The 13,217-nt window shown below is 68.9% G+C and carries 11 protein-coding genes; 7 read left to right on the top strand and 4 right to left on the bottom strand.

What is annotated here, in order from left to right:
- Window positions 1–400: 400 nt before the first annotated feature.
- The gene (locus CFB82_RS35875) at window positions 401–1,357 is read left to right on the top strand and encodes a mannuronate-specific alginate lyase (RefSeq protein WP_089487114.1); all 957 of its coding nucleotides are present in this window, start codon (window positions 401–403) and stop codon (window positions 1,355–1,357) included.
- Window positions 1,358–1,388: 31 nt separating this feature from the next.
- Here the strand turns inward: CFB82_RS35875 and CFB82_RS35870 are convergent, their stop codons facing one another.
- The gene (locus CFB82_RS35870; RefSeq protein WP_089487113.1) at window positions 1,389–2,414 is read right to left on the bottom strand and encodes an AraC family transcriptional regulator; all 1,026 of its coding nucleotides are present in this window, start codon (window positions 2,412–2,414) and stop codon (window positions 1,389–1,391) included.
- Between the two features lie 353 nt (window positions 2,415–2,767).
- Here CFB82_RS35870 and CFB82_RS35865 point away from each other — a divergent pair, with 353 nt between their 5' ends.
- From CFB82_RS35865 to CFB82_RS35840, 6 genes are all read left to right on the top strand, one after another.
- The gene (locus CFB82_RS35865; protein WP_089487112.1) at window positions 2,768–4,015 is read left to right on the top strand and encodes a dienelactone hydrolase family protein; all 1,248 of its coding nucleotides are present in this window, start codon (window positions 2,768–2,770) and stop codon (window positions 4,013–4,015) included.
- A 40-nt stretch (window positions 4,016–4,055) separates the two neighbouring features.
- Complete coding sequence (locus CFB82_RS35860; RefSeq protein ID WP_089487111.1) at window positions 4,056–4,844, top strand: SDR family oxidoreductase; 789 nt, start codon at window positions 4,056–4,058, stop codon at window positions 4,842–4,844.
- A 70-nt stretch (window positions 4,845–4,914) separates the two neighbouring features.
- Window positions 4,915–6,153, top strand: coding sequence for a styrene monooxygenase/indole monooxygenase family protein (locus CFB82_RS35855; protein ID WP_089487110.1), 1,239 nt, complete (start codon window positions 4,915–4,917; stop codon window positions 6,151–6,153).
- 5 nt (window positions 6,154–6,158) lie between these two features.
- Window positions 6,159–6,686, top strand: a complete 528-nt coding sequence (locus tag CFB82_RS35850) for a flavin reductase family protein (protein WP_089487109.1) — start codon at window positions 6,159–6,161, stop codon at window positions 6,684–6,686.
- A 36-nt stretch (window positions 6,687–6,722) separates the two neighbouring features.
- A complete protein-coding gene (locus tag CFB82_RS35845) occupies window positions 6,723–7,679 on the top strand; it encodes a SphA family protein (protein WP_089487108.1) in 957 nt (318 codons plus the stop codon).
- Between the two features lie 135 nt (window positions 7,680–7,814).
- Entirely contained in the window at window positions 7,815–9,077 is a 1,263-nt protein-coding gene (locus CFB82_RS35840) for a serine hydrolase domain-containing protein (RefSeq protein WP_089487107.1), read from the top strand.
- A 50-nt stretch (window positions 9,078–9,127) separates the two neighbouring features.
- Here the strand turns inward: CFB82_RS35840 and CFB82_RS35835 are convergent, their stop codons facing one another.
- The 3 genes from CFB82_RS35835 to hflC are packed head-to-tail and all read right to left on the bottom strand — an operon-like array spanning window position 9,128 to window position 13,148.
- Complete coding sequence (locus CFB82_RS35835; RefSeq protein ID WP_089487106.1) at window positions 9,128–11,068, bottom strand: heavy metal translocating P-type ATPase; 1,941 nt, start codon at window positions 11,066–11,068, stop codon at window positions 9,128–9,130.
- Window positions 11,065–12,108, bottom strand: coding sequence for a protease modulator HflK (hflK, locus tag CFB82_RS35830; RefSeq protein WP_089487105.1), 1,044 nt, complete (start codon window positions 12,106–12,108; stop codon window positions 11,065–11,067). Before hflK ends, CFB82_RS35835 begins: the two co-directional genes overlap by 4 nt.
- Window positions 12,105–13,148 carry a protease modulator HflC gene (gene hflC / locus CFB82_RS35825; protein ID WP_069249583.1) on the bottom strand — a complete coding sequence of 348 codons (1,044 nt, stop codon included), beginning with the start codon at window positions 13,146–13,148 and terminating at the stop codon, window positions 12,105–12,107. The genes hflK and hflC overlap by 4 nt, the downstream gene beginning before the upstream one ends.
- Between the last annotated feature and the right edge of the window lie 69 nt (window positions 13,149–13,217).

Here is a 13,217-nt window from a genome sequence, read left to right as displayed (position 1 = left end):
GGCGCGACGCACCGTCGGCGTCCGCCCTGCGTTGTCTTCTTTGCGATGCGGTTTGCGCGCGAGTCGGCATGCACTGGCCCATGGCGTCGGTCGCGAGCGCAGCGATGATACCGGGGGAACATGGCGCAGTCTCAAAAAAAAATGCGCCGTCGGCCGGCGCGTGGAAGACAGGGGCGGCCCGGCGTCGATCCAGCCGGCTGCCGCCGGGCAAGGCGGATGAAAGACGGGGACGCTAGACTGCGTGCGCCACCGGAAGCGTACGCGGGCTGCACGGCCCGCGCGCGTCACCGGCGTTCGTCGTGCCTCGGCGGCCACGCACGTCCGGCGTCGCGAAGTTGTCCGCCCCCGGGTTCGGCTTCCGTGTTTGCCACGCCACCGTCACGTCACCACCGAGGACCGTATGCCCCGCCTGTCGGCCCGCCCCCTGTTCGCCGCGTGGCTCGCGGTGAGCGCACTCTTCTGCGCCGTGCCGCCGGCCCGCGCCTGTGACGTCCCGGCGGCCGTCACGACGATCGATCCGCCCGGCTACTATGACGACGCCGCCGGCTATGCGCGCGCGGTCAAGCCGATGCGCGATTTCATTTCACGGCTCAATGCGTCGGCGGACCATGGCGACTGGTCGTGCGTGACGAGCCTGCTGGAAAGCTGGGCGCGGGCCGACGCGCTGATGGGCCGGATCACCGGTTATCAGGGCGACTACGAGCGTTCGTGGGCCGGCACCGACTTCGCGATGGTGATCCTGCGCATGCCGCGCGACGTGCGCGACGCGAACCGTGCGCGGTTCGACGCGATCGATCCGTGGCTCGAACGCATCGCGATCGCCACCCGCGATGCGGAAGCGATCAACCATCTGCACAACAACCTCGTGTACTGGGCCGGACTCGACCTGATCGCCATCGGTACCGTGACCGGCAACGCGAGCCTCGTCGACTCGGGGCTGCTGCGGGTTCGCGAAGGCATCCGCGACATCGGCCCCGACGGTTCGCTTGCACGGGAAGTCAAACGCGGCAACCGCGCGCTGCACTATCACACGTTCGCGCTGCTCCCGCTCGTGTTCGCGGCGGAACTCGTGCAGCGGCGCCATCTCGATCTCTATCGGGAAAACGACGGCGCGATCGGCCGCCTGGCGAACCTCGTCATCAATGCGGTCGACAATCCCGCCAGCTTCACGGCGATCACGCCGGTCGGGCAGGACCTGTTTCCGTGGACGCTCCGCGATGAACTGAGCTGGGTCGAGCCGTACTACGCGCGCTTTCACGACGCGCGCCTGCCGGCGATCATCGCACCGCGCCGCCCGTTCACCGAATGGCGGCTCGGCGGGGAGGTGACGGCGGTCTGGGGCGTGCCGCTGCCGTAGCGGATCGGCGCGCGGGCTGCCGCGCGAGCCGCTACGCGCGCCCGCGCAGCATCCTGAGCGTCGCCGACGGCGACTCGCCGAACGCCCGCTTGTACTCGATCGCGAACCGTCCGAGGTGCGCGAAACCCCATTTCAGCGCGATGTCCGTCACCGACGCGAGCCCCGGCGACGCGTCGGCCAGCAGTTCCTCGCGCACATGTTGCAGCCGCAACTGCCGCACGAAGCCCATCGGCGTGATGCCGTGGCGATGGCGGAAGCCGGCGAACAGCGTGCTCGGGCTGACGCCGGCGAGTTCGGCGAGCCGTTCGATCGTCAGCGGCTCGTCGAGATGCGCGCGGATGTAGTCCTCGACGCGCCGCACGTAGAACGGCGCAAGCGCCACCGGCAGGTGCCGCGTGCCGTTGCGCGCGCTGTTCGGGTGGCCGTGCAGCAGCAGGTTGAGTAGCGTCGATTCGAGCGGCTCGAACGCAAGCGGGTGACGCAGCGGATGCGCCTCCGTCGCGATCGCGCCGGCGAGGATCGGCAGCATCTGCATCAGACACGTCCCCTGCGACGACGACAGGCTGAATTCCGGCTCGAATTCGACCGGCGCGCGCCGGTCGTCGCCGAAATGCCGCTGCGCGTGGCGCTCCATCACTTCGCGCTCGATGCGCAGGATGACTTGCGGACACGCGTCGCCCCAGCGCATCTTCAGCGGCAGCGTCGGCGAGATCAACGACGCCGTGCCCGGCGACGACACGAAACGCGCCGATCCGCACTCGATCTCCGCGTCGCCGCGCAGCGGGATCTGCAACAGGAAGAAGTGCTCGAGCGGCCCGGGCTCGATGCTGACGCCACCGCCATAATCGAGCAGGTTCAACGACAGGTTGCCCCAGCGCGCGTGATGCATGCAGCTGTGCAGCGCGCGCGATTCGCCGGTCGGCGTGAGCCGGTGCGGCTTGAAGACGTCGGCGACGCGTGCGCGAACCTCGTCGACATCGTTCGACTGCAGCAGCAGGTTGTCGTGATTGAAACAGGCCGTATCCGGCAGCCAGCCCGTTTCGGAAAATTGCGCCATCGCTGTTCTCCCGTCATGCCCGATTGCACTCGCGCCGTGCATGCGTTCCCGGTATGGGGGCATCCGCCGCACGATCCGGATAGCGCCCGGAGTATCCGGACAGTCCGGCCGCCCAAGCACGCACGTCCCGCGCAAACGATGCAAGAAGCGGACCGTTCGCGCATCGTAGAAAACTGTGCGGGCCTTCCGCATCCGCACATACCCGCAGTCAGCCGCGCGCCTGCCCATGCGCGGCGGCCGGCTCCTCAGGTTTCCGGAATTCGCGGATACCGGCCGAAGAAAGCGGATAGAAGTGCCCATTTCGTCCGCCAATACTGGGCCCGTCGCAGCAAAAAACTGGAATGGAGGGACACATGCAAGGACGTCACATCGAGATTCCGTCGCCGGACGGCGGCACGTTTCGCGCATACCTGAGCACGCCGGCCGCCGGCAAGGGGCCCGGCATCGTGCTGTGCCACGAGATCTTCGGCGCGAACGCGACGATGCGGGAAGCGGCCGACTACTACGCGGAGGAAGGCTATACGGTGCTCGTGCCCGACCTGTTCTGGCGCCAGGCGCCGGGGATCGAACTCGGTTACACAGCCACCGACGTCGAGCGCGCGATGGCCCTTTACCGCGAATACGACGAGAACAAGGGCGTCGAGGACGTGGGCGCCGCGCTCGGGGTGCTCAGGCAGTTGCCGGAATGCACGGGCGCAGCCGGCGTGCTCGGCTACTGCCTCGGCGGCAAGCTCGCCTATCTCGCCGCGTGCCGGCTGCCGGACGTGGCCGCGGCGGTCAGCTACTACGGGGTGGGCATCGAGCAGGCGCTCGACGAGGCGTCGCACCTGCACGGCCGGCTCGTGCTGCAGATCGCGGGGCAGGATCGCTTCTGCCCGCCGGACGCGCAGCAGCGCATTACCGACGCGCTGGCCGGGCGCGACGGTGTCGAAGTGGTTGTGTATCCGGGTGTCGATCACGCGTTCGCGCGCGTCGGCGGCGATCATTTCGACAAGGCCGCCGCGATCATGGCCCATCAGCGCGCGATCGCCGCCTTCCGTGCCGCGCTCGGCCCGCACTACGACCTGTCCACACTGTGGGAAGCGCATCTGAAACACGAATTCGACACGCGCAACGTCGATGCAACGATGGCGACGATGGTTGCCGAGCCGTACGTCAACCATATTCCGACGCTGACGGGGGGCGTCGGCTACGACGAGCTCAAGCGCTTCTACACGCATCATTTCGTGCATGCGAATCCGCCCGACACGACGATCACGCCGATCTCGCGCACGATCGGCGCGAGCCAGATCGTCGACGAGCTGCTGTTCTGCTTCACGCACACCACCGAGATCGACTGGATGCTGCCGGGCGTCGCGCCGACCGGCAAGCGCGTCGAGATTCCGCTCGTCGCGATCGTCAAGTTTCGCGGCGACAAGCTCTATCACGAGCACATCTACTGGGACCAGGCGAGCGTGCTCGTGCAGATCGGCCTGCTCGATCCGGCCGGCCTGCCGGTCGCTGGCGTCGAAACGGCCCGCAAGCTGCTCGACGAAACCGTGCCGTCGAACGGCCTGATGCGCCGCTGGCAGGACAGCGAACCGGCCGCGGGTGCGCGTTGACGCGGCCCTTCCCTCACCCAACGATTTCCGGAGACACCCCATGACTGCCCTTGCTGGCAAAGTCGCGATCGTCACCGGCGGCGCCACGCTGATCGGCGCCGCGGTCGCGCAGGACCTGAGCCGCGCCGGTGCGTGCGTCGCGATCCTCGATCTCGATGCGGAGAACGGCGCGCGCGTGGCCGATTCGCTCGGCGAACGGGCGATGTTCGTCGCGCTCGACATCACCGACGATCGCGCGATCGAGCATGCGGTCGCGGGCATCGTCGAGCGGTTCGGCGCGATCGACGTGCTCGTCAACCTCGCATGCAGCTACGTCGACAACGGCCTCCAGGCCACCCGCAACGACTGGCTCGCCGCGATGGACGTCAACGTCGTGTCGGCGGCGATGCTCGCCAAGGCCGTGCATCCTCAGATGGTCCGGCGCGGCGGCGGCGCGATCGTGAACTTCAGCTCGATCTCGGCCCAGTGCGCGCAAACCGGCCGCTGGCTGTACCCGACGTCCAAGGCGGCGATCCGCCAGCTCACGCGCAGCATGGCGATGGATCTCGCGCCCGACCGCATCCGCGTCAACTCGGTGTCGCCGGGCTGGACGTGGTCGCGCGTGATGGACGAGATGACGCACGGCGATCGCGCGAAGACCGATCGCGTCGCCGCGCCGTTCCACCTGCTCGGCCGGGTCGGCGATCCGTCCGAGGTCGCGCAGGTCGTGACGTTCCTGTGCAGCGACGCCGCGAGCTTCGTGACGGGCGCCGACTACGCGGTGGATGGCGGCTATTCCGCGATGGGTCCCGAACAGGCGGTGCCGGCCATTCCGCGTCTCGCGGAGTGACCGTTCCTCGCCGCCGCTTCCCGCCATCATTTCGATTCCGGCCGGCATCCGGCCAACCAAGGACACATCCATGAGACGCATCGCCATCGTCGGCGCCGGCCAGTCCGGCCTGCAACTCGCCTTCGCCCTGCTCGACCAGGGCTATCACGTCACGCTCGCGACCAATCGCGACGCCGAACAGATCCGCACCGGCAAGGTCATGTCGAGCCAGTGCATGTTCCACACGTCATTGCAGATCGAGCGCGACCTCGGTCTGAACGCATGGGAAGAAGCGTGCCCGTCCGTCGAAGGGATCGGCATCGCGGTGCCGCATCCGGACGGCAACGGCCGCAAGGTGATCGACTGGTCGTCGCGGCTCACCCGCTATGCGCAGTCGGTCGACCAGCGCGTGAAGATGGCCGACTGGCTCGACGGCGTGAAGCGCCGGGGCGCGGACGTGCGCATCGGCGACGTCGGCGTGCCCGAACTCGAGGAGCTGGCGCGCAGCCACGACCTCGTGCTGCTCGCGGCCGGCAAGGGCGAGATCGTCAACCTGCTCGGCCGCGACGACGCACGCAGCGCGTTCGACCGCCCGCAACGCGCGCTGGCCCTCACCTACGTGAAAGGGATGACGCCGAGCCAGCCGTATTCGCGCGTGCGCTTCAACCTGCTGCCGGGCATCGGCGAGTACTTCGTGTTCCCCGCGCTGACCACGACGGGCCCGTGCGAAATCATGGTGTTCGAAGGCATTCCGGGCGGCCCGCTCGACTGCTGGGCCGACGTGAAGACGCCCGAGCAGCATCTGGACCGGAGCCTGTCGTTCCTGCAGCAGTACGTGCCGTGGGAATTCGAACGCTGCCGCGACGTCGAGCTCACCGATCCGAACGGCACGCTGGCCGGGCGCTTCGCGCCGACGGTGCGCAAGCCGTTCTTCCGGCTTCCGTCGGGCCGTACGGTGTTCGGGATGGCCGATGCGGTCGTCGTCAACGACCCGATCACCGGCCAGGGATCGAACAACGCCGCGAAATGCGCGAACGCGTATTTCGATGCGATCGTCGCACGCGATGCCGCACCGTTCGGCGAAGACTGGATGCAGCAGACGTTCGAAGGCTACTGGACGTATGCGCAGCACGTCGTGCGCTGGACCAACTCGCTGCTCACGCCGCCGCCGCCGCACATCCTCGAACTGCTCGGCGCGGCCGGCCAGTTGCCGTCCCTCGCCGCGGCGATCGTCGACGGCTTCGACGATCCGCGCCGGTTCTCGCCGTGGTGGTTCGACCCGTCGGCCTGCGCGGCGATGATCCGCGAACACAGCGTGCGTGCGGAGTGACCGACATGGAAACGACCGCTACCGATCGCCCGGCCCTCGACCCGCTGCAGTTGCGCGCCGCGTTCGGGCAGTTCCCGACCGGCGTGACCGTGATCACCACGTGCGCGTCCGACGGACGCAAGGTGGGCCTCACCGCCAATTCGTTCTCGTCGCTGTCGCTCGATCCGCCGCTCGTGCTGTGGAGCCTGCGCAAGGTCGCGCCGAGCCGCCCGGATTTCGTCGCGGCCACCCATTTCGCGATCAACATCCTCGCGCACGACCAGATCGAGCTGTCGCGCCGCTTCGCGACGCCCAGCGCCGACAAGTTCGACGGCGTGCTTCACGTCGATTCGGAAACCGGCGGCGTGCCCTGCCTCGACGGCGCGAGCGCGCGCTTCGTGTGTCGCAACGTCGGCCATTACGAAGGCGGCGATCACCTGCTCTTCATCGGCCAGATCGAACAGTTCGACACGTTCGGCCATGCGCCGCTGGTGTTCCATGCGGGCCAGTATCGCTCGATCACCGATCATCCCGATCTTTTTCGCGCCGTTTGATTAGTTATACAAATAAATAAACAGGAGGTGGTGAACATGAAATTCGGCTCTCGCGTGCTCGTCGTCGCAGGCCTCACGATCGCCGGCATGGCCGCAGGCGCGCCGGCCGGCGCAGCCGACCTGCCGGCGGTCAACCTCGGCATGACCAGCTTCCTCGACGGGATGCCGCCGGCCGGCTCCGGCTGGTACGGCACGCAGTACCTGCAGTACTACACGGCCGGCCGCGTCAACGACAATGCGGGCAACAAGGTCGGGCTGCCGAAGCAGGACATCGACCTGTTCGCGGGGCTGAGCCAGCTCGTCTATCAGTCGCCGCTGACGTTCGCGGGCATGCATCCGGGCCTCGACGTGATCCTGCCGTGGATCGCGTCCGCGCGAACCGACGACGGCATCGGCAACGTCGCGCTGAATGCGCGTGCCGGCTTCGGCGACCTGCTGATCGGCCCGTTCATCCAGTTCGACCCGGTGATGGGCGCGCAAGGCCCGCGCTTCGCGCAGCGTGTGGAATTCCAGGTCATCGCGCCGACCGGCGCGTACGACCCGTCGCGCGCGATCAATCCCGGCAGCCATTTCTGGTCGTTCGATCCGTACTGGGCGGCGACGCTGTGGCTCACGCCCAAGTGGACCGTGTCGTGGCGGCTGCATTATCTGTGGAACGCGACCAACCACCAGCCGGCCACGTCGCTCGGCCCGGACGTGACGTCGACGCAGGCCGGCCAGGCGATCCACGCGAACTTCGCGACCGAGTATGAAGTGCGCCCCGGCCTGCGGCTGGGAATCAACGGCTACTGGCTGCGGCAGACCACCGACATGAAGGCAAACGGGCAGGACGTGGCGGGCACGCGGGAGGCCGTGTTCGCGATCGGCCCGGGGGCCATGTATAGCTTCTCGCCGCAGGATCATCTGATGTTCAACGCGTACTTCGAGACCTATGCGCGCAACCGTCCGCAGGGCACGCGGATGGTGCTGCGCTACGTGCATCACTTTCAGTGACGGCCGCGACCGGATGAACGGGCCGGATCGCTATCGTCAGACCAAAAATGCGTGCTGCCGGCGGCAACGCGCCTGTCCTATAGTTTTGGAGGAGACAACGCAGGCAATACGTCACGACCACGGAGGGTCCGCATCATGGTTACGTCAGCAACCTCCCGGTTTTTGTCGAACGTATCGCGACGGCTGATGCACGGCCTGGTTGCCGTCGCACCAGCCGCGGTCATCGGCCTCGCCGTTTCCGCATGCGGCGGCGACAGTTCGCCGGCCTCGAGCACGCCCGCGTTCGCGAACGCCGCGCGCTCGCAGATCAACGCGCTGCTCACGGACACGCTGACGCCCGGCGCGGTCGTCTATGTGCAATCGCCGCAAGGCAACTGGCTCGAATCGTTCGGCACGGCCGTGCGCGGCACGAACATGCCGATCCCGACGAATGCGCACTTTCGCGTCGGCAGCGTGACGAAGACCTGGACCGGCACGGTGATCCTGCAACTGGTGCAGGAAGGCCGGCTGAGCCTTGGCGACTCCGTGAGCAAGTTCGTCACGAACGTGCCCAACGGCGACACGATCACGATCGAGCAGTTGCTGACCATGCGCAGCGGCCTCTACAACTATTCGACGAATCTCGCGTTCAACCAGACGCTCGATGCGCAGCCTGACAAGGTGTGGACCCCGTCCGAGCTGCTGGGCATCGCGGAAGGCCAGCCGGTCTATTTCCCGCCCGGCACGGATTTCCGCTACTCGAATACGAACACGGTGCTGCTCGGCCTCATCATCGAGCACCTGACCGGCATGAGCGCGGCCGATGCGATGAACGCGCGCCTATTCGCGCCGCTCGGCCTGGCCAATACCTTGCTCCCGCCGCAGCAGAACACGTCGCTGCCGGCGCCGGCACCGCAGGGCTATCAATGGGGCACCAATGCCGAGACGACCAACAGCGACGCGCTGTCGCCCCAGCGCCAGGCTGACGCGAAAAGCGGCGTGCTGCAGCCGACGAACGTGACCGGTGTCAATACGTCATGGGCGTGGACGGCCGGCTCAGGCATTTCAACCGTGACGGAACTGGCCGCCTACGTGCAGCGGATGGTCGGCGGCGGCTACCTGAACGCCGACCTGCAGGCGCGACGGCTCGCCAGCTGCACGCCGATCGATGCGACCGATCCGATGTCGGCGAGCTACTGCATGGGCCTGGCCAAGTTCGGCACGTTCTACGGACATACCGGCGAGATACCGGGCTTCAACACCTTCATGGGCTACGACCCGGTCACGAAAACGACGATCGTCACGTGGGCGAACACGGCTGCCGCGCCCGATGGACGCGCACCGGCCAACGAGATCGCGCGGATCATCATGGGCGAGCTCAGCAAGGCGGCCGAGGTGCCGAGCGAAGGGCGGCCGTGATGCGGTGAAGAGGCACGTTGCGACAGGGGATGAAGTGCGCCCTCCAGTGCTCACGCGTCGCGAACATCCTCATCGATCCGCAGCAGCCGCCCGGCGTTCGCGATCACGATGAACGTGCCGACGTTGTGCAGGATCGCCGCCCACACCGCGCCGAGCGTGCCGATCGCGGCGAGCGCGATCACCGCGAGCGTCCATGCGAGGCCGATCGCCGCATTGGTCGTCGCCGTGCGCCGGCATTGCCGGCCGAGGCGGATGCAGGTCGGAATCCGCTTCAGGTCGTCGCCCAGCAGCACGACATCGGCCGATGCGATCGCAATGTCGACGCCACGCTCGCCCATCGCGATGCTGGTCGAGCCGGCCTTGATCGCCAGCACGTCGTTCAGCCCGTCGCCGACCACGAGCGGATGCAGGCCCGCGCCGATCTCGCGCATCACGTAATCGAGCTTGTCGTGCGGCAGCGCCTGCGCGACCACCGTCTCGATGCCCGTCTCGGCCGCGACCTTGCTCGCGACGCGCTCGAGGTCGCCCGTCAGCAGCGTCTGCCGCGCAAGGCCCAGCGCCCGCAGCTCGGCGAGCACGTCGCGCGCGTCGGGCCGCAGCGTGTCGGCAAAGCCGAACCATGCGAGCAGGCGCCCGTCGAGCACAAGGCCGACGAGCGGCCCGTCGAATCCGTCCGGGGAAGACGGCAAGTCACCGGCATGGTCGGCAAGCAGCGCGGGCCGGCCGAGTACCGCCGTGCCGTCCGGCGTGTCGGCGACGACGCCGAGCCCGCGCAATTCCCGCGTGCGTTCGAACGGCGCCACGGCAACACCGGTGAGGCCGGACGCGGCGGCATCGCGGACGAGCGCGCGGCTCGCCGGGTGCGCGCTGCTTTCGCCGAGCCGCGCGGCCAGCGCACGCGCGCGCGCGCTGTCGACGCCGGGCTGCAGCCACACCTGCCGAACCTGCAATTCCCCGCGGGTGAGCGTGCCGGTCTTGTCGATCACGAGCGAATCGACTTCGGCGATCTTGTCGAGGAACGCGGCATTGCGAAACAGGATGCCGTGCCGCGCGCCGACCGCGATCCCGGCGATGGCCGTGGACGGTGCCGCGAGCACCAGCGCGCACGGGCACGCGGCCACGATGACCGCGAGCATCGCCGATGCATTCGAGGACGTGAACCAGACGATCGCCGCGATCAGCAGGACGAGCGCGAGATACGCGCCCATGTGCCGCTCGAGCACCTGCGTGACGGGCGGTTTCGCCTGTTCCGCGTGCTGCATCAGCGCGATGATCTTGCCGAGCGTCGAATCCTTGCCCGTGTGCGTGACGTCGATGCGCAGCACGCCGTCGAGATTCAGCGCGCCGCCATACACGGCGCTGCCTGCATCGACGTCGTGCGGTACGGATTCGCCGGTGATCGGCCCGTTGTCGACGCTCGACGTGCCCGCGACGACGACGCCGTCGACCGGAATGCGCGCACCGGCCACCACTTCGATGCGGTCGCCCGCACGCAGTGCGTCATACGCGACTTCGACGACACTGCCGTCGGTGCCGATGCGACGCACGCGGCCGGCCGTCAGCCGGCCGAGCGCGCGGATCGCCTCCTGCGAACCGAGCACGCTGCGCTCTTCGAGCGCGTGGCCGAACGTCATCACGATCGGCAGCAGCGCGGCCGTCGTCATGTCGCCGATCGCCCAGGCGGCCAGCATCGCGAGCGCGATCAGGCGATCGGTCACGCCGTGCAGGCTCGGCGCGCGCAGGCTGTGCCACGCACTCGCGAACACCGGCCCCGCGACGATCAGCGACGCAAGCGCGGCGAGCAGTTGCGCGAGCGTGTCGCCGCCCGACAGCATGCGCCACGCGAACGACAGCACGAGCAGGCCGCCCGCGAGCAGCGCCAACGCGATCTGCCGCGTGATCGTGCGGCGCTCGTCGGAGGACAGCGCGTAGGCTGTCGCACCGGCGGGCGCGGTGTCCGGCTGCGTAGCCGGTTCGGCGAGCGAATTCATCGGGCGGTTCCGGGCAGGATCAGGTTCGAGGTGTCGTGCGGATCGATCGTCGTCACGCGTCCGGCTTTCGACAGCACGCGCTGCACGCGATCGCGATACAACCGCGCCAGCAGCCCCGGATCGCCGTTCTCGCGGAGCGTTGCGTCGAGCTGCCGGATCTCCAGCGTGTCGGTCTGCGCCGTCGCGACGCGTTCGGCCGCATGGGCCCGCGCGTCCTGCACGATCCGGTCGGCATCCTGCTGCGCGTCCTGCCGCCGCTGTTCGGCGGCGGTGCGGGCTTCGGCGATGGTCCGCTCGGCGACCTGCAGCGACGTCAGCACCGCGTTGAACGCATCGGCGGCCGCGCCGGGAAACGCGGGCTGCACGTCGACGCGCGCGACTTCGACGCCGAGCCCCGCGTGCGCCGCGTCGAGTGCACGCAGGTGCCGCGCGATCGCATCGGCGAGATCGCCGCGCAACCGTTCGCGTCGCGTGGCCATTTGCCGGTCGGCGGCCAGCTGTTCGGGCCGCGCGACCAGGATCGCGTCGAGATCGCGGGTCGCCGCGACCTCGACGGCCGATGCGGACACGATCCGCTCGAGCGCCGCGTCGAGGCGAGCCTGCTGCAGCACGTACGCGTACGGATCGCTGACCCGGTAGTAAAGCACCGCGCTCAACGCGACCGCCCCGCCGTCGCCCGTCAGCACGTAGCCTGAACCGGCGAGCGCGTCGGACAACCGCGCGACGCCCTCCGCGGACGGCGCGAGCGCTCGCGGATCGCGGTCGAGCGAGCGGATCCGCTGCTCGAGCACGCGCGCGGCGCCCGGCACGAGCAGGACCGATTCGAACGGCCGCGGCCAGGCGATCACGAGCCCGGCGTCCTGGGTGCGCACGAGCGCGCCGAAACGCATCACGACCGCGCGGCTGTCCGCCGGAATCCGCCGGATGTTCGAGCCGGCCCACGCGCAGGCGGCGAGCACCGCGAGCGTGGCGACGAACCAGAACGACAGGCGCACGGCCTGTGCGCCCGGCCCGAGCGGCGATGCGGACGGCTCGCTCATCGCGCGGCCTTGTGCGTCTTGGGCGCCGGCGCGGCCTGCCCCGACGTGTCGGCCGGGCCCTGCACGAGCACGCGGAACGGTGCGGCGTCGGTACGCAGGATCAGGTTCGTATTGGTACCGACCACCGCGTTCAGCGTGTCGAGCGAACGCAGCATCGTGTACAGGTGCGGGTTGCCCGCATAGCTCTTGCCGTAGATGTCGGCCGCATCCTTGCGCGATTGCGCTTCGATGCCGGCCGCTTTCACGTTCGCGTCGGCCAGCGCGATGCGCGCATCGCGCTCGGCGTCCGAGCGGATCTGCGCGGCCTCGCGATTGCCGTCCGCGGTACGCTGCGCGGCCACGGTCTCGCGTTCGGCGCTCATCCGGTCGACTGTCGCGGCGAGCGTGACGGCCGGCAGCGTGAGCCGTTCGAGCCCGACCTGGGCGACGCGCACGCCGTAAGCCGCATAGAGCTGCGCATCGATCTGCCGGCGCAGCGCATCTTCGAACTCGCCGATCTTCACCTGGGCCGGATCGGTGTTCACGAGCGACGCGAGATCGTACCCGGCGGACGTCGTCTGCAGCGCGGAGCCGACGAGCGAGCGGATCTGCCGCGCCGCTTCGTCCGGCTCGTTGCCGACCGCCCGCATGAAGCGCCCGATGTCGCGCGCATCGGCCGGCACGCGCCACGCGACGTAGGCCTCGACGATGATGCGCAGCCCGTCGCGGGTGCCGACGTCCTGCAGGCCGCTCGACGTGGTGTGCAGGCGCAGGTCCACGGGCGTCACCGCGTCGATCGGCGCTGGCAGGCGCCACGCGAGCCCGGGTTCGAGCAGCACGCGCACGGGCCGCCCGAAGCGCGTGATCACCGATGCCTCGCCGGCGCGCACCTGCACGAAGCTCGCCACCGCGAGCGCGACGATCACGCACAGCAGCGCGACCGCGACGCGCAGGCGGAACGCGCCGGGCGGCTGCGGCGCACCGTGATGCGCGTGATGGTGGTGGTCGTGGCCATGGCCGTGGTGCGCATGATCATGCGCGTGCGAATGAAACAGACTCACGATGTCGTCCCGGGTGCGGCGTCGCTCGCGTGCGGTGCGGCGGCACGGCTCGTTGCCGTGTCGCGCCGT

Origin of the sequence: Burkholderia sp. HI2714 (genome assembly GCF_002223085.1) — a bacterium.
GTDB lineage: Bacteria > Pseudomonadota > Gammaproteobacteria > Burkholderiales > Burkholderiaceae > Burkholderia > Burkholderia lata_D.
This window is presented reverse-complemented; position numbering and strand designations above follow the sequence as displayed.

Excerpts from the sequence above, each read along its gene's own strand:
- CFB82_RS35845 (WP_089487108.1), top strand. The coding sequence starts at position 6,723 with ATGAAATTCGGCTCTCGCGTGCTCGTCGTCGCAGGCCTCACGATCGCC.
- CFB82_RS35835 (WP_089487106.1), bottom strand. The coding sequence starts at position 11,068 with ATGAATTCGCTCGCCGAACCGGCTACGCAGCCGGACACCGCGCCCGCC.
- CFB82_RS35840 (WP_089487107.1), top strand. The coding sequence starts at position 7,815 with ATGGTTACGTCAGCAACCTCCCGGTTTTTGTCGAACGTATCGCGACGG.
- CFB82_RS35865 (WP_089487112.1), top strand. The coding sequence starts at position 2,768 with ATGCAAGGACGTCACATCGAGATTCCGTCGCCGGACGGCGGCACGTTT.
- CFB82_RS35855 (WP_089487110.1), top strand. The coding sequence starts at position 4,915 with ATGAGACGCATCGCCATCGTCGGCGCCGGCCAGTCCGGCCTGCAACTC.
- CFB82_RS35870 (WP_089487113.1), bottom strand. The coding sequence starts at position 2,414 with ATGGCGCAATTTTCCGAAACGGGCTGGCTGCCGGATACGGCCTGTTTC.
- CFB82_RS35860 (WP_089487111.1), top strand. The coding sequence starts at position 4,056 with ATGACTGCCCTTGCTGGCAAAGTCGCGATCGTCACCGGCGGCGCCACG.
- CFB82_RS35875 (WP_089487114.1), top strand. The coding sequence starts at position 401 with ATGCCCCGCCTGTCGGCCCGCCCCCTGTTCGCCGCGTGGCTCGCGGTG.
- CFB82_RS35850 (WP_089487109.1), top strand. The coding sequence starts at position 6,159 with ATGGAAACGACCGCTACCGATCGCCCGGCCCTCGACCCGCTGCAGTTG.
- hflK (WP_089487105.1), bottom strand. The coding sequence starts at position 12,108 with ATGAGCGAGCCGTCCGCATCGCCGCTCGGGCCGGGCGCACAGGCCGTG.